Origin of the sequence: Streptomyces sp. ICC4 (assembly GCF_003287915.1) — a bacterium.
Taxonomy (GTDB): Bacteria; Actinomycetota; Actinomycetes; order Streptomycetales; family Streptomycetaceae; genus Streptomyces; species Streptomyces tritrimontium.
This window is the reverse complement of sequence record NZ_CP030286.1, coordinates 8271736-8292110: the sequence shown is the minus strand read 5'-3', so window position 1 is coordinate 8292110 and position 20375 is coordinate 8271736. Positions and strand designations below refer to the sequence as shown.

Below are 20375 nucleotides of genomic sequence, written 5' to 3'. Positions count from 1 at the left end.
CTGTTCACCGGGGCGTCGCCCGCGCGATCCTCCCGGGTCACGGGCCGCCGCCACCGTGGAGCACGTGAGAGTCATAGTCGTCGGAGGCGGCGTGGTCGGCACCATGCACGCCTGGCAAGCAGTCGAACGCGGCCACGAGGTCGTCCAGATCGAGCGAGAGGCGGAGGCCCGGGGCGCTTCATTGCGCAATTTCGGCCAGATCTGGGTCAGCGGACGGGCCGGGGGCGAGGAACTCGACACCGCCCTGCGGGCCCGCGAGCTCTGGGAGGGGATCGGCGGACGGGTGCCCGGCCTGGGCTTCCGCGCCATCGGCTCCCTCACCCCGGTCCGGGGCGCCCGCGAGTACGCCGTCGCCGAGGCGGCCGTCGCCCGCCCCGACGCCGCCGACCGCGGCTACAAGCTGGTCACCGCGGCCGAGGCCCGGGAGCTCAACCCCGCGCTGCGCGGCGCCTTCGAGGCAGCGCTGTGGTGCGAACGCGACGCCGCCGTCGAACCGCGCACCGCCCAGCTCCACCTGCGCGAGGCCCTGCGGGCGAGCGGCCGCTACACCTTCCTCCCCGGCCGCGAGGTGCGCGAGGTCGTCGGCGCCGGCGCCGTCCGCGACGACCACGGCGCCGTCCACCGGGGCGACGCCGTCGTCCTGGCCACCGGCGCCTGGCTGTCCGGCCTCGTCCGCGAGCTGGCGCCCGAACTGCCCGTGCGCCGCGTCCGGCTCCAGATGATGCAGACCGCACCCCTCGGCGAGGCGCTGACCACCTCGGTCGCCGACGCCGACAGCTTCCGCTACTACCCCGCCTACAAATCGGCGGCCCTCGACGAGCTCAACGCCGAGCAGGCCCAGGCGCCGGTCGCCGCCGCGCACAAGATGCAGCTCCTGATGGTCCAGCGCCGCGACGGCGGCCTGACCATCGGCGACACCCACGAATACGAGCACCCCTTCGCGTTCGACACCCTCGAAGACCCCTACGAGCACCTCACCGAGGTGGTCGAGTCCTTCCTGGGCCGCCCGCTGCCGAAGATCAGGCACCGCTGGGCGGGTGTGTACGCGCAGTGCACCGACACCACCCGCGTCGTCCACCGCCAGCAGGTGGCCGACGGCGTCTGGCTGGTGACCGGACCCGGCGGCCGGGGCATGACCTGCTCGCCCGCCATAGCCGAGACCACCGCGAACGAACTGGGCTGGTAAGCACCATGACCGACAACACCCCCCACGGCCAGGGCCACGGCCAGGGCCACGGCCACGACAACGGCAACGGCAACGGCAACGGCAACGCGAGCGACGACCGCAAGCTGATCGTCCTCGACATGGCCGGCACCACCGTCGCCGACGGCGGCCTCGTCGAGCGCGCCTTCGAGCGGGCCGCCGAACGCCTCGGCGTCGAGCCGGGCAGCGCCGACCACGACACCAAGCTCCAGTACGTCCGCGACACCATGGGCGAGTCGAAGATCTCGGTCTTCCGCCACCTCTTCGGCGCCGAGGACCTCGCCCAGCGCGCCAACTCCGCCTTCGAGGAGGCCTACGGGGAACTCGTCGACGGCGGCCTCATCGCCCCGCTCCCCGGCGCCCGCGCCGCCATCGAGCAACTGCGCGCGGAGGGCCGCACCGTCGTCCTCACCACCGGCTTCGCCCGCGTCACCCAGGACGCCATCCTCGACGCCCTCGGCTGGCAGGACCTGGCCGACCTCACCCTGTGCCCCGCCGACGCGGGCGGCCGCGGCCGGCCCTACCCGGACATGGTGCTGGCCGCCTTCCTGCGCACGGGCGCCGTGGCCGACGTACGCCACACCGTGGTCGCCGGCGACACGGCCTACGACATGCTCGGCGGCGTCCGCTCCGGCGCCGGCCTCGTGGCGGGCGTCCTCACCGGCGCCCACGACCGCGCGACCCTGCGGGAGAACGGCGCCACCCACGTCCTGGCCTCCATCGCGGAACTCCCCGGGGTGCTGGAGCAGCAGCAGCGGGATCGGGAGCCCGGCGCGTGAGCGGCATCCGCTTCGAGTCGGTCTCGGTCGCCTACGCCGGCCACACCGTCCTGGACAGGCTCGACCTCACCGTCGAGCCCGGCGAGGTCATGGCCCTGCTCGGGCCCTCCGGCTCGGGCAAGACCACGGCGCTGCGCGCGGTCGCCGGCTTCGTGCGGCCGCTCTCGGGCCGGGTGCTGATCGGCGGCCGGGACGTCACCGCGCTCCCGCCCCACAAGCGCGGCATCGGCATGGTCGTCCAGCAGTACGCGCTCTTCCCCCACATGCGCGTCGAGGACAACGTCGCCTTCGGCCTCAAGGCGCAGAAGGCCCCCAAGGCCGAGATACCCGGCCGCGTCGCCGAGGCCCTCGAAATGACCGGGATGGCCGCCTACGCCAAGCGCTACCCGCGCGAACTCTCCGGCGGCCAGCAGCAGCGCGTCGCCATCGCCCGCGCACTCGCCATCCGGCCCGGGGTGCTGCTGCTGGACGAGCCGCTGTCCGCGCTCGACGCGCAGCTGCGCTCCGGGATGCTCGCCGAACTGGCCCGCCTGCACCGCGAACTGCCCGACGTGTCGATCCTGTACGTCACCCACGACCAGGTCGAAGCGCTGACCCTGGCCGACCGGATCGCCGTCATGGACCAGGCCCGGCTGCGGGACTGCGGCACCCCGCAGGAGCTGTACCGGGCGCCGCGCACCGAGTTCACCGCCTCCTTCGTCGGCAACGCCAACCTGCTGCCGGTCACCGTGGCCGCCGAAGGCGCCGTGTTCGCCGGACACCCCCTCGCCCTCGACCGCGCCGGCGCGGCCGTCGGCGCGAGCGCGACCCTGTGCGTACGGCCGCACCTGCTCGGCCTCGGCGCCGGCCCCAACGCGCTGAGCGGGACGATCACCGAGGTGCAGTGGCGCGGCTCGACCCACCGGCTCTACGTCGACGTCGAGGGCCACCGCGTCAAGGCGGACCTGCCCGAACTGCGCGAGACCCCGGCCCTGGGCGACCGCGTCACCCTGCACTTCGAGCCGCGCGACGCCGTGCTGCTGGCCGCGGGGGTCTCCGATGGCTGAGGCCACGGACCGTCGCGCCCCCGGCCCGCCGGCCACCCCGAACCCGGCCGCCGACGCAGCCGCCGACGCCCCCGGCCAGCTCCGCATCGCCGTCACCGCCGCCGGCGTCCACCTCCTCGACACCAGCCTCCGCCGCGGCGTCCAGGGCCCGCCCGCACCCCTCCCCGAGCTCCCGACCATCCCCGGCCGCGAAGTCGCCGGCACCGTCGACGCCCTCGGCCCCGGCACCGACCCCGCCTGGCTCGGCCGCACCGTCGTCGTCCACCTCGGATTCACTCCCGGCGGCTACGCCGAGTACGCCGTCGCCGACGCCACCCGCGTCCACCCCGTCCCACCGGGTCTCGACACCGCCGAAGCCGTGGCCATGATCGGGACCGGCCGCACCACGCTCGGCATCCTCCAGTTCGCCGACCTCGGCCCGGGCTCGGTCGCCCTCGTCCCCGCCGCCGCGGGCGGCATCGGCACCCTGCTCGTCCAGTACGCGAAGAACGCCGGAGCCACGGTCATCGCCCTCGCCGGCGGACCCGACAAGACCGCCCTCGCCGCCGCGGCCGGCGCCGACCTCGCCCTCGACTACACCCGCCCCGACTGGGCCGACGCCGTACGCGCCCACCACCCCGACGGCGCCACCGTCCTCTTCGACTCCGTCGGCGGCACCATCGCCCGCACCGCCCTCGACCTCCTGGCCGACGGCGGCCAACACCTCGTCTTCGGCTGGTCCGGCGGCCCGATCCCGCTCACCGACGCCGACCGCACCGCACTCGAAGCCCGCTCCGTCACCACGCTCAACGTCCTCGGCCCCGCCATGCTCCAACGCGCCGGCGGCGACGACCCCCTCCGCCTCCTGGAAACCCGCGCCCTCGCCGAGGCCGCCTCCGGCCGACTGCGCCCCGCCCTACGCCGCTACCCCCTGTCCGAAGCCGCCACGGCCCACCGCGACCTGGAAAACCGCGCCACCACGGGCAAAGTCATCCTGGAGCCCCAGATCATGCCGCCAAACCCCCGTCCGGCCCCCTGATCCCCTGGCACGCGCACGGGAGCCAGCCGGGCCCTTCCGCGTCGCGTCCCGAGATTCATCGCGCATCACGCAGGACAGGGAGTCCGTACCCGCCCCACCCCGGTCGGGACTCGTGGGACACGGAAAGGACGCCCGTGCTGATCGGCTTCGAGGAGTTCGCCGGGATGTTCCGGACCTTCGCGCACACGGCTTGGCGTCTGGAGACCCGGCGCCGCTACCAGTCGGACGAGGAGACCGAGACGTACCAGCGGTTCGTTCGGGGCGAGGACACCGGCTGGGACCTGGACGACCCCTGGTGCGTGTCCCGGCGTGAACAGTCCGCCCTGGGCAAGCGCTTCGAGCGGGTGCGGATCGCCGACAACCCACCCACGCCCGGTCAGAGCTACCTGCTCGACAACGCCCGCCGCAACAGCGCGGTCGGCGAGGACATCCGCAACCTGTGGCGCTCCAAAGCCGAAGCCCTGCAACTTCCCAACGAAGACTTCTGGCTCTTCGACTCCCGGGTGATCGCCCGGCTCCACTTCGATGACGACGACGTGATGACCGGCGTCGAGCTGGTCACGGACCCCGTCGAGGTGGCCCGCGCGTGCCAGGTCCGGGACGCCGCGTGGCACCACGCCGTGCCGTACGAGACCTTCGCGGAACAGGTGCCGTCCGCCGAGTGAGCACCGACTTCCAACAAGCACGAGTTGCCTCGGTGCGCGGCTGCGCGAGCTGCGCACCGATCGGCGTCTCACCGGCCGCCAGTTGGCGGTCCTGCTCGGCTGGACCCAGTCCAAGATCAGCAAACTGGAGACCGGGCGCCAGACCGCGACGACGGACGACCTGCTGGCGTGGGCGGACGCCACCGGACATCCACAGGCGGCTGAGGAGCTGATCACCCGGCTCCGGAGCCTGGAGTCCCGGTCCCGCGCGTGGCGCAGACAGTTGGCCGCGGGCCACAAGCCGGTCCAGGACACGCTGACAGCGGAGTACGAACGCACGAGGACGTTCCACGTCTGGCAGGGCTCCACGGTCGTGGGCATGCTCCAGACCGCCGAGTACGCCCGCCGCGTCTTCACCCGTTACGCCGACCTCCACCAGTCCGTCCGGGACACGGAGGAGGCCGTACGGGCCCGTGTGAAGCGTCAGGAGATGCTGCACTGGCACGCGGAACTCTGGCTGGACGACGCGGACAGCGTGGGCGTGTACCGGAAGGTCTGGCAGGCACTCTCCGATTCCGCGGTCTACGGGGCAGACGCCCACCGCGTGATCGCCCGCGCCCGGCGGGCTCTCGACACCGCCTGAGAATCCGCCGGAAGGTCACGGACCAGCCCGAGAATCCCGGCGAATCAGCCCCGACAGGACCCGGCACCCGGCCCTAGCGTCCCTCTCATGGACAGCTCGCACGAACTGGAGACAGTGACCCCGAGCACGGTCGTGGAGTCGCTGCGCGAATCGCTGACAGCCGCTGGAATCGTTCGCCCCTCCCTGGGCATCGACCCGGCGCCGCCCGGCCCGGGGCTGGTGAGGCTGGGCAGTGTCCGCCCCGACGTCGCCGTGAAGCTGGCGCACGTTGTGAAGCGGCGAATGGACCGCCCAGCTCTCGCACCACCTGGCTCCGGGGAAGTCCCCTTCTGGAGTTCCTGGCAGAGGCCGGAGAACGGCAGATGCAGGCCCGGCCGGAGCGCACTCCCGGGGCCCTCACTCCAGGGTCCGACTGACCCCACCCCACAGACTCCGCCCCGGTGACCGATCCACCGATCAGCCGGGGCGGCTCACAGCACCGCTCACTCTCATCCCTCACGAGAAGGAGCACGTTCATGGGCGGACAGCACGGCGGAGGCAGCGGCTCGGGCCAGGGCGGAAGCCAGCAGGACGACGGCCAGTCGGGCGCCGGTCACGGCGGCGGCGGTTCGGAGGGCCAGGACTCCGGCCACAGCGACACGAAGGGCCCCGCCCGGGGAAACATCCCGACGTGCAGCAACTCTCAGCCCGCCATGGTGTTCTCCATGCTGGCGGCCTTGGACGTGCAACCTGGTGCCAAGGTCCTGGAAGTAGGCACGGGCACCGGCTGGAACGCGGCTCTGCTGTCCGAACGGGTCGGCTCGGAAACGGTCACCACCATCGAGTTCGACCCGGAGAACGCGGCCACGGCCCGAGCCCGATTGCATGCCGCCGGCTACAACCCGGTCGCCGTCGTCGGAGACGGCTCCCAGGGCTGGCCCGCAGGCGCCCCGTACGACCGAGTACTCATCACGGCCTCCCTCCAGGAGATCCCGGCGGACATCGTCCGGCAGACCCGGCCCGGCGGGATCATCGTCTCCCCGTACGCCACGGAGTACGGCGGGGAGGCCGTGGTCCGCCTGACCGTCGAGGGGGACGGAAGCGCATCCGGCCCGTTCGTCAGCTCCTCCGCCTTCATGCGCCTCCGGCAACAACGTGCCTACCGGACGCACGTGAAGACGTACCTGGGCGGGAAGCCGTGGCCGGCCGATGGCCGCCGGACGACCACGTCCCTGTCCCCGGAGGACGTGGCCGACTGGCTCCCCATGTTCGCCGTCGGACTCCAGACCCAGGGGATGTTCCCCTACCCGGAAAAACTCGACGGCGGCCGCTACACGCTCTGGCTCCGGGACACCCGGGTCACTTCCTGGGCGTCGATCGACTTCGTACCCGGCGCGGAGGAGTTCGAGGTCTACCAGTCCGGGCCCCGGGAACTCTGGGGCGAAGCCGGACGGCCTGGGCCCCGCGGCCGCGTGCCGTGACGCCCCGCGTGACTTCGAGACTCCAGCAAGACGGAGGCCAGGAGTCACGCGCGCAAGCGTTCCGCCTCCGCGCGGGCGGCCACCGCCTCGGTACGTGCCATGGCCCTGTCCGCAGGTTGCTCCAGGTGCTCCGCCAGGTTGTCCAGAGCCTCGGCAATGTCGTCCCGCCACGCCGCGTAGGCGGCATCGGTGCAGGGCGCTCCGGGACGCCGGCCACGGACACTCCGCAGGTGGCGGAGGGCTGCCTTGAGCGCGGTAGTGATCGGTGGCAAGGGCTCCGGTGCGCTCACTCAGCCCCGCCCAGCTTGCGGAGCGCGTCGTCCGTCAGGCGGTTCACGGTCCACTCGTCCATCGGCACCGCGCCGACCGATCGGTAGAAGTCGATGGCAGACAAATTCCAGTCGAGGACCGACCACTCCAACCGTTCGTACCCGCGCTCCACGCAGATCCGCGCCAGCTCCGCCAGCAGCGCCTTCCCGTGGCCACCGCCCCGTACCCCCGGGCGCACGTACAAGTCCTCCAGGTAGATGCCGTGCACCCCGCGCCACGTCGAGAAGCTGAGGAACCACAGCGAGAAGCCGACAGGCTCCCCCTCCGGCGTCTGCGCGATGTGCGCGAAAGCCGCCGGCCGCTCCCCGAACAGCGCCTCCCGCAACTGCTCCTCGGTCGCCCGCGCCTCCTCGGGCACCCTCTCGTACTCCGCGAGCTCGCGGATCATGGCCTGGATGACGGGAACGTCCCCGACGACAGCGCTACGGATCATGCCGGCAGCCTACGACCGACCCCCGAGCAGCAGCTCCGCCACCGCCAACTGGACCTCCGCCGGCTGCTCCTCGTCCTCCAGGTCCCACAGGCAGTTCTGCAACACCCGCCCCAGCGTCCACGCCCGAGCCCGCTCCCGGTCCGCGCCCACCGCCTCCGAAAGCAGGTCGAAGCGCCACCGCACCTCCGCCTCACGGAAGTTGTTGACGATCGCCGGCAGCAGCTCGAACCCCGGGTCACCGGCCAGCGGCTTCGGATCGATCGCCAGCCACGGCTCGCGACCGCCCGCGAGCACGTTGTCGTAGTGCAGGTCCCAGTGCAGCAACCGCTCCCCGGCCGGCCCGGCCGGCCTGCCGGCCGTCGGGGCCGGAACGGACGGGCAGGAGGCCCTGGCCCGCCAGGCGGAGGGACTCTCGGCGTCCTTGGAGTACGTCCGTGTCGAGCCCCGCGCGATCACTCCGCACCGGGTGGTGGGACGGCACGACGGTGACGCGTACGCGATGGGCGGCGGCAGGGGCGCGCCCAGGTGGACGGGCGGGACTGCCTGATCCCCGACGCGGCGGGGCGGAGACGGCCGCTGCTGCTGGTCACGGGCCTGGCCGACGACAACGTCCACCCCTCCCACACGCTGCGGCTCTCGCAGGCCGTGACCGACGCCGGGCGGCCGCACGAACTGCTCGCGCTGCCGGGCGTCACGCACATGACCCCCGGCGGGGTGCGGGAGAAGGTCATGGCCCTGGAGCTGGAGTTCTTCCGCAAGGGGCTGGGCCTGGCCTGAGGCCGGGGCGGGCACGGCGTCCTGCGGGGCGGGAGCCGGTGCCCGCAGGCCGCGCGGGACGGTCGGGGCCGGCCCGCCGGGCATGGCGGCCAGGGTGATGTCCCCGGTCGCCGCCACCCCCATGGCGAGGGCGGCGAGCTCGGCGGCGGCCGGGCCGGGCAGTCCCGCGTCGGCCAGGAGCGCGCCGAGTCCGCCGGCGTAGCCCTGGCCGACGGCGCGGACCTTCCAGGCGCCCTGGCGCCGGTACAGCTCCAGGGCCACGACGGCGGTCTCGGACTCCAGGTCCGTGAGCGTGTACCCGGCGAGCTCGGCGCCCTCCGGGTCGGCCACGGACACGTAGGAGGCCGGGACCGCGCCGAAGCGGGCCGGACCGCCGGGCGGCAGGACCAGCACGAGGCCGACCCGGTGCACGGCCGGGTCGACCGCGTCGAGGTCGACCAGCATGCTGTGGTGCCCCGAGACCGCGCCGGGCACTTCCAGCCCCGGCAGGGTCCGGGCGCCGGGATGGGCCAGCGCCTGGGGACCGGCGAGCCGGCCCTCGTCATCGCCGACCTGGGCCAGGGCGAGCACAGGTGTGCCCGCCGAGACCCTGATCTCCACCCGGCTCCGGGACAAGGGGTGGTTCTGCCCCCGGACCAGTTCGGCCGTCATCGTGCAGCCCCTCCCCCGTACCCGTTCTTCTGCTGTGCCGTCGTCTGTGGCGCTGTGCTTCGTGGTGCGTGCGTACTGTTTACAGGTGCGGCAGGATCGCCGGCATCAGGTCCTGGAACGTGCGGCCGTTGGCCGGGTTCCCGAGGGCCGTCATCTGCCAGCCGGTGCCCGCGCGCGACACCTTCGCCATGATCTGCGCGGTGTACTGGCCACCGCCGTCGAGGGTGTAGCGGGCCAGCTCCTGGCCGTTGGTCTCGTCGACGATGCGGCAGAAGGCGTTCTCCACCTCCTGGAACGTCTGGCCGGTGAAGGAGTTCACCGTGAAGACGATCTGGTCGATGTGCACCGGCACCCGCTGCAGGTCGACGAGGATCGACTCGTCGTCCCCGCCCTGGCCGACACCGCCGACGAGGTTGTCGCCGGTGTGCTTGACCGAGCCGTCGTCGCTCTGCAGGTGCCGGAAGAACACGACGTCCACGGGCTGCTTGTCGGCGAAGAGCACCGCCGAGGCGTCGAGGTCGATCTCCCGGGTCCGCGAGCCGAACAGCCCCCGGCGCTTGGCAGCCTGCCAACCGAGGCCCATCCGGACCGCGGTCAGCGTGCCCCCGTCCGCCTTCTGCAGATTGATGGCCTGACCCTTGGTCATGTTGACCGTCACGCGCTGTCCCCTCTCCATAGCCCTCCCCCGATGGGGGTGCGCAGCGTGTACCTGCGGCTGAGTCCCAACCCTACTGACCGGCTCCGGGTCAGGCGAGGCCCGCTTCCCTCATCTGTCGGAGCTCCTTCTTCAGCTCGCCCACCTCGTCCCGGATCCGGGCGGCCACCTCGAACTGCAACTCCGCCGCCGCGCCGCGCATCCGCTCGGTCATCTGCTCGATGAGCGAGGCCAGTTCGGCGGCGGGACGGTCGGTCAGGACCGCGCCGCCCTTGGCCCCCTTCGCCCCCTTGGCCCCGGCCTTGCCGCCCGCGGCCGCCTTGCCGCCCAGCGCCGGGACCGGCGCCTTGAGGGCCTTGCCGTCCTTGGTCTGCCGGTATCCGGTGCCGAGGAGCTCCTCGGTGTCGAGCTCCTCGCGGGCGATCGTCGCGACGATGTCGTTGATCTTCTTGCGCAGCGGCTGCGGGTCGATCCCGTGGGCCGTGTTGTAGGCGACCTGCTTCTCCCGACGGCGGTTGGTCTCGTCGATCGCCTGGGCCATGGCCGGGGTGATGGTGTCCGCGTACATGTGGACCTGGCCGGAGACGTTGCGCGCCGCGCGGCCGATGGTCTGGATGAGCGAGGTCCCCGAGCGCAGGAAGCCCTGCTTGTCGGCGTCGAGGATCGCCACGAGCGACACCTCGGGCAGGTCGAGGCCCTCGCGCAGCAGGTTGATGCCGACCAGGACGTCGTACTCGCCGGCCCGCAGCTCGCGCAGCAGCTCGATGCGGCGCAGGGTGTCGACGTCGCTGTGCAGGTAGCGGACCTGGATGCCGAGCTCCAGGAAGTAGTCGGTGAGGTCCTCGGCCATCTTCTTGGTCAGGGTGGTGACCAGGACCCGCTCGTCCTTCTCCACCCGCTGCCGGATCTCGTGCACCAGGTCGTCGATCTGGCCCTCGGTGGGCTTGACGACGACCTCCGGGTCGATGAGGCCGGTGGGGCGGATGATCTGCTCGACGAAGCCGTCGCCGCGCGAGAGCTCGTACTTGCCCGGGGTGGCCGAGAGGTAGACGGTCTGGCCGATCCGCTGCTGGAACTCCTCCCACTTCAGCGGCCGGTTGTCGAGCGCGGACGGCAGCCGGAAGCCGTGGTCGACCAGGGTCCGCTTGCGGGAGGCATCGCCCTCGTACATCGCGCCGATCTGCGGCACCGTGACGTGCGATTCGTCGATGACGAGGAGGAAGTCCTCGGGGAAGTAGTCGATGAGGGTGTTGGGTGCGGAGCCGCGCTCGCGGTCGTCCATGTGCAGCGAGTAGTTCTCGATGCCCGAGCAGGACCCGATCTGGCGCATCATCTCCAGGTCGTAGGTGGTGCGCATGCGCAGCCGCTGGGCCTCGAGCATCTTGCCCTGGTTGTCCAGCTCCGCCAGGCGCTCGGCCAGCTCGGCCTCGATGCCGCGGACCGCCTTCTCCATGCGCTCGGGGCCGGCCACGTAGTGGCTGGCGGGGAAGACGTACAGCTCGCGGTCCTCGCTGATCACCTCGCCGGTCAGCGGGTGCAGGGTGGACAGGGCCTCGATCTCGTCGCCGAACATCTCGATGCGGACGGCCAGTTCCTCGTAGACCGGGAAGATCTCGATGGTGTCGCCGCGCACGCGGAACGTGCCGCGGGTGAAGGCCACGTCGTTGCGCGTGTACTGGATGTCGACGAAGCGGCGCAGCAGCTGGTCCCGGTCCATCTCCGCGCCGACCTTGAGGGGGACCATCCGGTCGACGTACTCCTGCGGGGTGCCGAGGCCGTAGATGCAGGACACGGAGGCGACGACGATGACGTCGCGCCGGGTGAGGAGGGAATTGGTCGCGGAGTGGCGCAGCCGCTCCACCTCCTCGTTGATCGAGGAGTCCTTCTCGATGTAGGTGTCCGACTGCGGTACGTAGGCCTCGGGCTGGTAGTAGTCGTAGTACGAGACGAAGTACTCGACGGCGTTGTTCGGCAGGAGCTCGCGGAACTCGTTCGCCAGCTGGGCGGCGAGCGTCTTGTTCGGTGCCATCACCAGCGTGGGCCGCTGGAGCTTCTCGATCATCCAGGCCGTCGTGGCCGACTTGCCGGTGCCGGTCGCGCCGAGCAGCACGACGTCCTTCTCACCTGCGCGGATGCGCTTCTCCAGCTCGGCGATGGCCGCCGGCTGGTCTCCGCTGGGCGTGTAGGAACTGACGACCTCGAAAGGCGCCACCGTGCGTTCGATCTTCGATACGGGCCGCATGGGTCAACCGTACGACCCCCCACTGACAGCCGGGGGCCCGGCGGCCCGGCGGGACCGTCCGGGTCTGGTCCGTTTGTCGTAGTTCGGTGGCGGCCCCGCGATCTTCAACCCCATGATCGCCGTACCCGGCTCTCCCTGAAAGGGCGTCGAGAACGCACCACCGGAAGTGCGTCGCCGCAACGAATGCCGCTCCGCGCCCGTTTGAAGGCCGGAGCAGGGCTCACGACCCGAGGAGAACGCGCATGTACGTCCGACCCGCCGCCGCGGCCACCGCCGCCTTCCTGGGACTCACCCTCACCGTGTTCGGCGCGACGGCCGCCGCCGCGGCCGCCGGCCCGGGCTGGCTCTCCAACCCGATCGTGTACGCCCACCGGGGGGCTTCCGCGTACGCCCCGGAGAACACCCTGGAGGCGATCGACCTCGCCATGGAGCTGGGCTTCGACTGGGTGGAGAACGACGTCCAGCGCACCGAGGACGGCGAGCTGGTGGTGGTCCACGACGACACCCTGGCCCGCACGACGGACGTCGAGCAGGTGTTCCCCGATCGCAAGCCTTGGCGGGTCAAGGACTTCACGGCCGCCGAGATCGCCCGGCTGGACGCGGGCAGCTGGTTCGACCGGCGGTTCGCGGGCGCCCGGGTGCCGACCCTGCGGGAGTACATGGACCGGGTCCAGCGCAACCAGCAGCGGCTCCTCCTGGAGATCAAGAAGCCGGAGCTCTACCCCGGGATCGAGGAGCAGACCCTGCGGGTGCTGCGGGACACCGGCTGGCTCGACGAGAACCACGTGAGCCGCCGCCTGGTGGTGCAGAGCTTCAGCGCCGGCTCCGTCCGGACCGTGCACGAGCTGCGCCCGGACCTGGTGACGGCCTTCCTCGGCACCCCGGCCATCGCCGACCTGCCGTGGTACGCGCAGTTCACCGACCGGATCAACCCCTGGTACACCACCATCGACGGCGCCTGGGTGGACGCCGTGCACGGGCTGGTCGGCGCCCACGGCAAGGCGATGGAAGTGGACGCCTGGATCGTCGACGACGCGGCGACCGCCCGCAAGGTCCAGGACATGGGCGTGGACGGGATCATCACCAACAAGCCCGATGTCGTACGCGAAGCGGTGGGCGGGTACTGAGCCGGCCGCCCGGCCCGCCCTGTCCGGCCACAACCCCGCCATGACCAGACAACACCCACCGCACATCGTGGACCTCAGCGAGACGCAGCCCAACACCAGGCGCGGCGGCGACCTCAGGGCAGTGCTCACCCCGACTTCGGTGGGCTGCACCAGCGGTTTCATGGGCCTGGCCGTCATGGCGCCGGGCGAACACATCGCGGAGCACTACCACCCGTACTCCGAGGAGTTCGTGTACGTGGTCGCCGGGACGCTGGAGGTCGACCTCGACGGCGAGGCCCACCCGCTCCTCACCGACCAGGGACTCCTCGTCCCGATGAACGTGCGCCACCGGTTCCGCAACGTCGGGGACACCGAGGCCCGCATGGTCTTCCACCTCGGCCCGCTCGCCCCGGACCCGAAGCTCGGGCACGTGGACACGGAGGAGGCCGTCCACCCGGAGGGCTCCGCCTGGGAGCGGCCCCCGGACCGCGCGGGAGCGGTCTCGTGACCCGCCGGGTGGCCGTCACGGGGGTCGGCGTCGTCGCCCCCGGCGGTATCGGCACCGCCGCCTTCTGGGACCTGCTGTCCAACGGCCGCACGGCGACGCGCGGCATCACCCTCTTCGACCCGACCGGTTTCCGCTCCCGGATAGCCGCGGAGGTCGACTTCGACCCCGCCGAGCACGGACTCTCACCCGAGGAGGCGGCCCGCGCGGACCGGTACATCCAGTTCGCCCTGGTCGCCGCGGGAGAGGCCGTCCGCGACGCGGGCCTCGACCTCACCACCGACGAGGCCTGGCGCACCGGAGTCTCCCTCGGCACCGCCGTGGGCGGCACCACCCGCCTGGAGCACGACTACGTGGCCGTCAGCCAGTCGGGCGCATGGTGGGACGTGGACCACCGGCTCGCCGGGCCCCACCTGCACCGGGCGTTCACCCCGGCCACCCTGGCCTCCGCCGTGGCGGAGAAGACCGGAGCGCGCGGGCCCGTCCAGACCGTCTCCACCGGATGCACCTCCGGACTCGATGCCATCGGCTACGCCGTCCACTCCATCGCCGAAGGCCGGATGGACATCTGCATCGCCGGGGCCTCGGACTCACCCGTCTCGCCCATCACCGTGGCCTGCTTCGACGCCATCAAGGCCACCTCGCCGAACAACGACGACCCCGCCCACGCGTCCCGGCCCTTCGACGCCGACCGCGACGGCTTCGTCCTCGGCGAGGGCGGCGCCGTCCTCGTACTGGAAGAGCTGGAACACGCCCGCGCCCGCGGCGCCACCGTCTACTGCGAGATCGGCGGCTACGCCACCTTCGGCAACGCCCACCACATGACCGGGCTGACCACCGACGGTCTGGAGATGGCGCGGGCCATCGAAACCGCCCTCGCCCAGGCCCGGACAGGCGCCCACGAGATCGACTACGTGAACGCGCACGGCTCCGGGACCAAGCAGAACGACCGCCACGAGACCGCCGCGGTCAAGCGGGTCCTGGGCGCCCACGCGTACAAGACGCCGATGACCTCCATCAAATCCATGGTGGGGCACTCCCTCGGCGCGATCGGGGCGATCGAGCTGGCCGCCTGCGTCCTGGCGATGACCCACCAGGTGGTACCGCCCACGGCCAACTACGAGACCCCCGATCCCGAATGCGACCTGGACTACGTCCCCCGCGTCGCCCGCGAACGCACGCTGCGCAGCGTGCTCTCCGTCGGCAGCGGGTTCGGCGGCTTCCAGTCCGCGGTCGTCATGACCCGGTCCAAGGAGCCCAAGAAGTCCAAGCAGCCCAAGGAGGAGGTGGTCTCGTGAGCGACCGTACGGTCATCACGGGCATCGGGGTCATCGCGCCCAACGGCATCGGCGCCGACGCCTTCTGGAAGGCGACACAGGCGGGCACCTCGGTCCTGGGCCGGGTCACCCGGGAGGGCTGCGAGCACCTCCCGCTGCGCGTCGCGGGCGAGGTACGGGGCTTCGACCCGGCTTCGATGGTCGAGGAACGCTATCTCGTCCAGACCGACCGCTACACCCACCACGCCCTCGCCGCGGCCGACCTCGCCCTGGAGGACGCCCGGCTCGGCCGCGCCGACTACGAGGACGACCCCTTCTCGGTCGGCGTGGTCACCGCGGCCGGCTCCGGCGGCGGCGAATTCGGCCAGCGCGAGCTGCAGCACCTGTGGGAGCAAGGCCCCCGCTATGTCGGCCCCTACCAGTCGATCGCCTGGTTCTACGCCGCCAGCACCGGCCAGATCTCCATCCGCCGGGGTCTCAAGGGCCCGTGCGGGGTCGTCGCCGCCGACGAGGCCGGCGGGCTCGACGCCTTCGCACACGCGGCCCGGGCCATCCGCCAGGGCAGCCGGGCCATGCTCGTCGGAGCGACCGAGGCGCCCCTGGCCCCCTACTCCATCGTCTGCCAGCTCGGCTACGAGGCACTGAGCACGCACGACGATCCGGAGCGCGCCTACCGGCCGTTCACCGACAAGGCCTGCGGCTACGTACCCGCCGAGGGCGGCGCGATGTTCCTCGTCGAGGACGAGCGGGCGGCCCGGCGCCGCGGCGCCTCCGTCCGGGCCGTCCTGGCCGGGCACGCCGCGACCTTCACCGGCCCGCACCGCCCCGAGACGGCCGAGAAGTCCGGCGAAGGACTGGCCCACGCGATCCGGGGAGCCCTGCGGGACGCGGGCTGCGCCCCCGAGGAGGTCGACGTGGTCTTCGCCGACGCGGTCGGCACCCCGCAGGCCGACCGGGCCGAGGCGGCCGCGATCCTCTCCGCCCTCGGAGCACACGGCCGCACGGTGCCGGTGACGGCGCCCAAAACCGGCACGGGCCGGGCCTACTGCGCGGCCCCCGTCCTCGACACGGCCGCCGCCGTCCTCGCCCTGGAGCACGGCATCGTCCCGCCCACGCCGAACGTCTTCGACGTGTGCCACGACCTCGACGTGGTGACCGGCAGCGCCCGCACGGCGGAGCTGCGCACCGCGCTCGTCCTGAGCCGGGGCCTGATGGGCTCCAACGCCGCGCTCGTCCTGCGCATCCCCGCCTAGAGACAGAAGGAGCCGCTCATGTCCGAACGACTGACCGTCGAAGAGCTGGCCGCGCTGATGAAGTCCGGCGCCGGCATCACCGTGGACCCGGCCGACATGAAGAACCGCCCGGACTCCCTGTTCGACGACTACGGCCTCGACTCGCTGGGCCTGCTCGGGATCGTGGGCCTGCTGGAGAACCAGCGCGGCCGGGCGCTGCCCACCGACGCGGACCGCTGCAAGACCCCCAAGGAGTTCCTCGAACTCGTCAACACCAGCCTGATGACCGGAGCTTGAGATGGCAGGACACACGGAGAACGAGATCACCGTCGGTGCGCCGATGGACGTGGTCTGGGAGATGACCAACGACCTCCCCAGCTGGCCCGGACTCTTCAGCGAGTACGCCTCGCTGGAGATCCTCGAGGAGGACGGGCCCACCACCCGCTTCCGCCTGACCATGCACCCCGACGAGAACGGCACGGTGTGGAGCTGGGTCTCCGAGCGCACCCCCGACCCCGTCAGCCGGACCGTGCGCGCCCGCCGCGTCGAGACGGGCCCCTTCGAGCACATGGACATCCACTGGCAGTACTTCGAGGTGCCCGGCGGCACCCGGATGGTGTGGACCCAGGACTTCGCGATGAAGCCGCAGGCCCCCGTGGACGACGCGGGCATGACCGACCGCATCAACCAGAACTCCAAGATCCAGCTGGAACTGATCCGGGACAAGATCGAACAACGCGAACGCGAGAGCCGCACGCCCGCGGTCAGCCGCGTCTGAGACGAAAGGCACCACTTCGGATGCACCGCGCCCTCATCGTCGCCCGCATGGCGCCGCAGTCCGCCCCCGACATCGCCGAGCTCTTCGCGGCCTCGGACTCGGGTGAACTGCCGCACCTCGTCGGGGTCACCCGCCGCAGCCTCTTCCAGTTCGGCGACGTGTACATGCACCTCATCGAATCCGACCGCCCCCCGGGCCCGGCCATCGCAGAGGTGACCGGCCACCCGGAGTTCCGGGACCTCAGCGACCGGCTCACCGCCTACATCAGCCCGCACAACCCGGAGACCTGGCGCAGCCCCAAGGACGCCATGGCCCAGGAGTTCTACCGCTGGGAGAGCCCGGGCCGCTCCCGTACATCCTGACCATACGGGCGCCCCGCGCGACCGGCAGGCCTCGGGCCCCGCACCCACCTGGTGCGGGGCCCGCCACCGGTCGCCCCGCCACAAGCTCCCCGGCAACCCGACGCCGCACCGCAGACTGCCCCGGACCGCCCTCCATGCGCCGCTCACGTCCGCCTCCCCGCCACCGCCGCGCAGGCCAGCGCCAGCGGCAGCTCCGCACCGGCCGCCAAGAGCAGCGCCAGCGCCCGCTCCCCGCCTGCCGAGGTCGTGACATCGAACCAGGCATCGGCCACCAGCAGCGCCGCCGTCGCCGCAGCCACGGGCACCACCCGCGGGTCCTGCCGGCGCAGCAGCAGCCCCGTACCCGTGAGCCCCGCCGCCAGCATCACGTCCAGGCCTATCCACGCCGTCGCCCAGTTCGACACTTCGGTGCGCTGCGGCAGCGTCTTGGCCAGCACCAGCATCCACGGCACCAGCGCCAGCCCGGCGCCGGTCAGCACCGAAGCCATCTTCGGAGGAGTCCGCCCGACGGACCGACCGGTTTTCCGGGCGGCCGGGCGGGGCGACGTACGGGGTCGGTACTGCGGGGCTGCGAGGGCCATGGCGGAGTCTCCTTCCGCCCGCCGGTCCGTCCGCCGGGCACACCACAAGATTCCTCGCGCGGGCCCCCGAAATCAGTAGCCCCAATGTCCGAACCGGGGGTGGTGCCAGCTACACCCCAGACCGGGCACCAACGTGGTGGATCCGCCCTGGCCGGCGCGATTACCGTACGTGCATGGCAAGTTCCGGAGCGCTGCGGCGTACATTCGACTGGACCAGGGCGCATGCGCCCTGGTCTCCCTGGGCCTGGCGCAACACCGCCTTCAGCGCGGCCGCGATCCCGCCCGCCCTGCCCCTCGCGCTCGGTGGAGCGGGTCGTGGGGCAGGCCGTGGGGCGGCCGCGCACCAGGGACCGATCCCGCCCAGGACGACCCCCGCATCACCCCGCCCGAGCACCACGCGGTCGGCGTGCACGCGGTGATCAACGCGATGCTGATGGCGCGGCGGCAGATGGGCGTCGTACGCAGTGCCCGCACCCTCCTGCGGGTCAACCAGCCCGACGGCTTCGACTGCCCGGGCTGCGCCTGGCCCGAGGAGGGCAAGGTCCACCGGGCCGAATTCTGCGAGAACGGGGCCAAGGCCGTGGCCGAGGAGGCCACCCGGCGGCGAGTCGCGCCCGAGCTCTTCGCCCGGCACCCCGTGGCCGAGCTGCTCGGCATGTCCGGCCACTGGCTGGGACAGCAGGGCCGGCTCACGCACCCGATGCTCCTCGAAGAGGGCGCCGACCACTACGTCCCCGTCGACTGGGAGCGGGCCTTCGAGATCATCGGCGAGGAGTTCGCCGCCCTGGACTCACCCGACGAGGCCGTCTTCTACACCTCCGGGCGCACCCCGAACGAACCGGCCTTCGCGCTCCAGCTCTTCGCCCGGAAGCTGGGCACCAACAACCTCCCGGACTGCGCCAACATGTGCCACGAGGCCACCGGGGACGCGCTGGTGGAAACCCTCGGGGTCGGCAAGGGGAGCGTGTCCCTGGAGGACGTCCACCGGGCCGACCTGGTGATCGTCGCCGGACAGAACCCGGGCACCAACCACCCCCGGATGATGGCCGCCCTGGAGGAGACCAAGGGCAACGGCGGCCGGGTCATCAGCGTGAACCCGCTCCCCGAGGCGGGCCTGGAACGGTTCAAGAACCCGCAGCGCCCGCGCGGAGTCGTCGGCGCCGGCACACAACTGACCGACCTGTTCCTGCAGATCCGCGCGGGAGGCGACCTCGCGCTGTTCCGCGCGCTCAACCTGCTCCTGCTGGAGGCCGACGACGCGGACCCCGCGGCCGGCGTCATCGACCGGGCCTTCATCGCGGAGCACACCCTCGGCCACGCGGCTTGGGAGGCGGAGGCCCGCACCACCGACTGGGACGAGGTCCTCGCCGCCACCGGCCTGCCCCGCGAGCAGATCGAACAGGCCGCGCGGATGGTGCTCGAAGCCAAGAGCGTCATCGTGTGCTGGGCGCTCGGCCTTACCCAGCACAAGCACTCCGTGCCCACCCTGCGCGAGGTCGTCAACTTCCTGCTCCTGCGCGGCAACGTGGGCCGCCCCGGCGCCGGCGTCTGCCCGGTCCACGGCCACTCCAACGTGCAGGGCGACCGCACGATGGGCATCTACGAGCGGCCCGCCGAGGCCTTCCACGAGGCGCTCGGCAAGGAGTTCGGCTTCACCTCGCCGCGCCGCCACGGCTACGACTCCGTCAACGCCGTCAGGGCGATGCGCGACGGCAAGGTGAAGGTCTTCGTCGGCATGGGCGGCAACTTCGTCGCCGCGGCCCCCGACACCCCGGTGACCGAGGAAGCCGTACGCCGCTGCGCGCTGACCGTGCAGATCTCGACCAAGCTCAACCGCTCGCACCTGGTCACCGGCCGCCGGGCCCTGATCCTGCCGACCCTGGGGCGCTCGGACGAGGACCGCACGGCGGCGGGGCCGCAGTTCGTGACCGTCGAGGGCTCGATGGGCCTGGTGCACGCCTCGCGCGGGCGCATGGCGGGCGGACCGGCGCTGCGCTCGGAGACCGCGATCGTCTGCGCGATGGCCCGGGCCGCGCTCGGCCCCGCCGACGACGTGCCCTGGGAGGAGTTCGAGGGCGACTACGACCGGCTGCGCGACCGCATCGAGCGGGTCGTCCCCGGCTTCGAGGACTTCAACGCCCGGGTCCGGGTGCCCGGCGGATTCGCCCTGCCGCACGCGCCCCGCGACGAGCGCCGCTTCCCCACCCGCACCGGCAAGGCCAACTTCACGGTCAACGCCATGGTGGTCCTCGACCTCCCCGAAGGCCGGCTGCTCCTGCAGACCCTGCGCGGCCACGACCAGTACAACACCACCGTCTACGGCCTCGACGACCGCTACCGCGGTGTCCACGACGGACGCCGCGTCGTCCTGGTCAACCCGGCGGACATCGCCGCGCTCGGCCTGACCGAGGGCGCCCACACCGACCTGGTGTCCGAGTGGCCCGACGGCCGCGAGCGCCGGGCCGCCCACTTCAAGGTGGTCTCCTACCCGACCGCGGTCGGCTGCGCCGCCGCCTACATGCCGGAGGCCACCGTCCTGGTGCCCCTCGACCACACCGGGGACATCAGCAACACCCCCGCCTACAAGTCGGTGGTCATCCACCTCGAGCCGGACAGCGGCCCGGACGCCGTCGTGGTGATCTGAGGGCACGG

19 protein-coding genes and 3 pseudogenes are annotated in these 20375 nt (G+C 72.2%); 16 read left to right on the top strand and 6 right to left on the bottom strand.

Going from position 1 to position 20375, the window contains the following annotated elements; translation table 11 throughout:
• The first annotated feature begins 64 nt into the window (after positions 1 to 64).
• The 7 genes and pseudogenes from DRB89_RS38980 (at position 65) to DRB89_RS38945 (ending at position 6794) form a co-directional block, all read left to right on the top strand.
• Positions 65 to 1186, top strand: coding sequence for a TIGR03364 family FAD-dependent oxidoreductase (locus DRB89_RS38980; RefSeq protein WP_112452695.1), 1122 nt, complete (start codon positions 65 to 67; stop codon positions 1184 to 1186).
• 5 nt (positions 1187 to 1191) lie between these two features.
• Complete coding sequence (locus DRB89_RS38975) at positions 1192 to 1983, top strand: phosphonatase-like hydrolase (RefSeq protein ID WP_112452696.1); 792 nt, start codon at positions 1192 to 1194, stop codon at positions 1981 to 1983.
• On the top strand, positions 1980 to 3029 hold the full coding sequence (locus DRB89_RS38970; RefSeq protein WP_112452697.1) for an ABC transporter ATP-binding protein: 1050 nt from the start codon (positions 1980 to 1982) through the stop codon (positions 3027 to 3029). The genes DRB89_RS38975 and DRB89_RS38970 overlap by 4 nt, the downstream gene beginning before the upstream one ends.
• Positions 3022 to 4047 (top strand): zinc-binding dehydrogenase, encoded by a 1026-nt coding sequence (locus tag DRB89_RS38965; RefSeq protein WP_112463664.1) that lies wholly within the window; start codon positions 3022 to 3024, stop codon positions 4045 to 4047. Before DRB89_RS38970 ends, DRB89_RS38965 begins: the two co-directional genes overlap by 8 nt.
• 134 nt (positions 4048 to 4181) lie before the next feature.
• Positions 4182 to 4712: a DUF6879 family protein gene (locus DRB89_RS38960; protein WP_112452666.1), complete on the top strand. Its 531-nt coding sequence runs from the start codon at positions 4182 to 4184 to the stop codon at positions 4710 to 4712.
• A pseudogene (locus DRB89_RS38955) lies at positions 4709 to 5334 on the top strand (Scr1 family TA system antitoxin-like transcriptional regulator). The gene DRB89_RS38960 and the pseudogene DRB89_RS38955 overlap by 4 nt, the downstream one beginning before the upstream one ends.
• 515 nt (positions 5335 to 5849) lie before the next feature.
• Complete coding sequence (locus DRB89_RS38945) at positions 5850 to 6794, top strand: methyltransferase domain-containing protein (protein ID WP_112452664.1); 945 nt, start codon at positions 5850 to 5852, stop codon at positions 6792 to 6794.
• A gap of 286 nt (positions 6795 to 7080) precedes the next feature.
• Here DRB89_RS38945 and DRB89_RS38935 read toward each other — a convergent pair whose 3' ends face one another.
• Positions 7081 to 7557 (bottom strand): GNAT family N-acetyltransferase, encoded by a 477-nt coding sequence (locus DRB89_RS38935; protein ID WP_112452662.1) that lies wholly within the window; start codon positions 7555 to 7557, stop codon positions 7081 to 7083.
• Between the two features lie 9 nt (positions 7558 to 7566).
• Positions 7567 to 7887: pseudogene (locus DRB89_RS46155) on the bottom strand (aminoglycoside phosphotransferase family protein); the annotation flags it as partial.
• Between the two features lie 195 nt (positions 7888 to 8082).
• Here DRB89_RS46155 and DRB89_RS38925 point away from each other — a divergent pair.
• Positions 8083 to 8334: a prolyl oligopeptidase family serine peptidase gene (locus DRB89_RS38925; RefSeq protein ID WP_112463944.1), complete on the top strand. Its 252-nt coding sequence runs from the start codon at positions 8083 to 8085 to the stop codon at positions 8332 to 8334.
• Between the two features lie 132 nt (positions 8335 to 8466).
• Here DRB89_RS38925 and DRB89_RS38920 read toward each other — a convergent pair.
• From DRB89_RS38920 to uvrB, 3 genes and pseudogenes are all read right to left on the bottom strand, one after another.
• Positions 8467 to 8985: pseudogene (locus DRB89_RS38920) on the bottom strand (TerD family protein); the annotation flags it as partial.
• Between the two features lie 79 nt (positions 8986 to 9064).
• On the bottom strand, positions 9065 to 9643 hold the full coding sequence (locus tag DRB89_RS38915) for a TerD family protein (RefSeq protein WP_112452729.1): 579 nt from the start codon (positions 9641 to 9643) through the stop codon (positions 9065 to 9067).
• An 88-nt stretch (positions 9644 to 9731) separates the two neighbouring features.
• The gene (gene uvrB, locus DRB89_RS38910) at positions 9732 to 11882 is read right to left on the bottom strand and encodes an excinuclease ABC subunit UvrB (RefSeq protein WP_112452728.1); all 2151 of its coding nucleotides are present in this window, start codon (positions 11880 to 11882) and stop codon (positions 9732 to 9734) included.
• Positions 11883 to 12124: 242 nt separating this feature from the next.
• Between uvrB and DRB89_RS38905 the strand changes: the two genes are divergently transcribed.
• The 7 genes from DRB89_RS38905 to DRB89_RS38875 are packed head-to-tail and all read left to right on the top strand — an operon-like array spanning position 12125 to position 17142.
• Positions 12125 to 13009, top strand: a complete 885-nt coding sequence (locus tag DRB89_RS38905; RefSeq protein ID WP_112452727.1) for a glycerophosphodiester phosphodiesterase family protein — start codon at positions 12125 to 12127, stop codon at positions 13007 to 13009.
• Positions 13010 to 13049: 40 nt separating this feature from the next.
• On the top strand, positions 13050 to 13496 hold the full coding sequence (locus DRB89_RS38900) for a cupin domain-containing protein (protein WP_112463943.1): 447 nt from the start codon (positions 13050 to 13052) through the stop codon (positions 13494 to 13496).
• Positions 13493 to 14791 carry a beta-ketoacyl-[acyl-carrier-protein] synthase family protein gene (locus tag DRB89_RS38895; RefSeq protein WP_112448184.1) on the top strand — a complete coding sequence of 433 codons (1299 nt, stop codon included), beginning with the start codon at positions 13493 to 13495 and terminating at the stop codon, positions 14789 to 14791. Before DRB89_RS38900 ends, DRB89_RS38895 begins: the two co-directional genes overlap by 4 nt.
• A complete protein-coding gene (locus DRB89_RS38890; RefSeq protein WP_112448183.1) occupies positions 14788 to 16023 on the top strand; it encodes a ketosynthase chain-length factor in 1236 nt (411 codons plus the stop codon). Before DRB89_RS38895 ends, DRB89_RS38890 begins: the two co-directional genes overlap by 4 nt.
• Positions 16024 to 16041: 18 nt before the next feature.
• Positions 16042 to 16299: a phosphopantetheine-binding protein gene (locus DRB89_RS38885; RefSeq protein ID WP_112448182.1), complete on the top strand. Its 258-nt coding sequence runs from the start codon at positions 16042 to 16044 to the stop codon at positions 16297 to 16299.
• A 1-nt stretch (position 16300) separates the two neighbouring features.
• On the top strand, positions 16301 to 16780 hold the full coding sequence (locus DRB89_RS38880; protein ID WP_112448181.1) for an SRPBCC family protein: 480 nt from the start codon (positions 16301 to 16303) through the stop codon (positions 16778 to 16780).
• Positions 16781 to 16800: 20 nt separating this feature from the next.
• Positions 16801 to 17142 (top strand): TcmI family type II polyketide cyclase, encoded by a 342-nt coding sequence (locus DRB89_RS38875; protein ID WP_112448180.1) that lies wholly within the window; start codon positions 16801 to 16803, stop codon positions 17140 to 17142.
• Positions 17143 to 17285: 143 nt separating this feature from the next.
• On the opposite strand, the gene DRB89_RS38870 is transcribed toward DRB89_RS38875, so the two are convergent.
• A complete protein-coding gene (locus DRB89_RS38870; RefSeq protein ID WP_112448179.1) occupies positions 17286 to 17630 on the bottom strand; it encodes a hypothetical protein in 345 nt (114 codons plus the stop codon).
• 469 nt (positions 17631 to 18099) lie between these two features.
• On the opposite strand from DRB89_RS38870, the gene DRB89_RS38865 reads away from it, so the two are divergent.
• Positions 18100 to 20367 (top strand): FdhF/YdeP family oxidoreductase, encoded by a 2268-nt coding sequence (locus DRB89_RS38865; protein ID WP_112452592.1) that lies wholly within the window; start codon positions 18100 to 18102, stop codon positions 20365 to 20367.
• Positions 20368 to 20375: the final 8 nt, after the last annotated feature.

Coding starts and splice junctions, on each gene's coding strand:
- DRB89_RS38935 (WP_112452662.1), bottom strand. CDS start 7,557: ATGATCCGTAGCGCTGTCGTCGGGGACGTTCCCGTCATCCAGGCCATG.
- uvrB (WP_112452728.1), bottom strand. CDS start 11,882: ATGCGGCCCGTATCGAAGATCGAACGCACGGTGGCGCCTTTCGAGGTC.
- DRB89_RS38875 (WP_112448180.1), top strand. CDS start 16,801: ATGCACCGCGCCCTCATCGTCGCCCGCATGGCGCCGCAGTCCGCCCCC.
- DRB89_RS38965 (WP_112463664.1), top strand. CDS start 3,022: ATGGCTGAGGCCACGGACCGTCGCGCCCCCGGCCCGCCGGCCACCCCG.
- DRB89_RS38905 (WP_112452727.1), top strand. CDS start 12,125: ATGTACGTCCGACCCGCCGCCGCGGCCACCGCCGCCTTCCTGGGACTC.
- DRB89_RS38945 (WP_112452664.1), top strand. CDS start 5,850: ATGGGCGGACAGCACGGCGGAGGCAGCGGCTCGGGCCAGGGCGGAAGC.
- DRB89_RS38870 (WP_112448179.1), bottom strand. CDS start 17,630: ATGGCTTCGGTGCTGACCGGCGCCGGGCTGGCGCTGGTGCCGTGGATG.
- DRB89_RS38975 (WP_112452696.1), top strand. CDS start 1,192: ATGACCGACAACACCCCCCACGGCCAGGGCCACGGCCAGGGCCACGGC.
- DRB89_RS38880 (WP_112448181.1), top strand. CDS start 16,301: ATGGCAGGACACACGGAGAACGAGATCACCGTCGGTGCGCCGATGGAC.
- DRB89_RS38885 (WP_112448182.1), top strand. CDS start 16,042: ATGTCCGAACGACTGACCGTCGAAGAGCTGGCCGCGCTGATGAAGTCC.
- DRB89_RS38900 (WP_112463943.1), top strand. CDS start 13,050: ATGACCAGACAACACCCACCGCACATCGTGGACCTCAGCGAGACGCAG.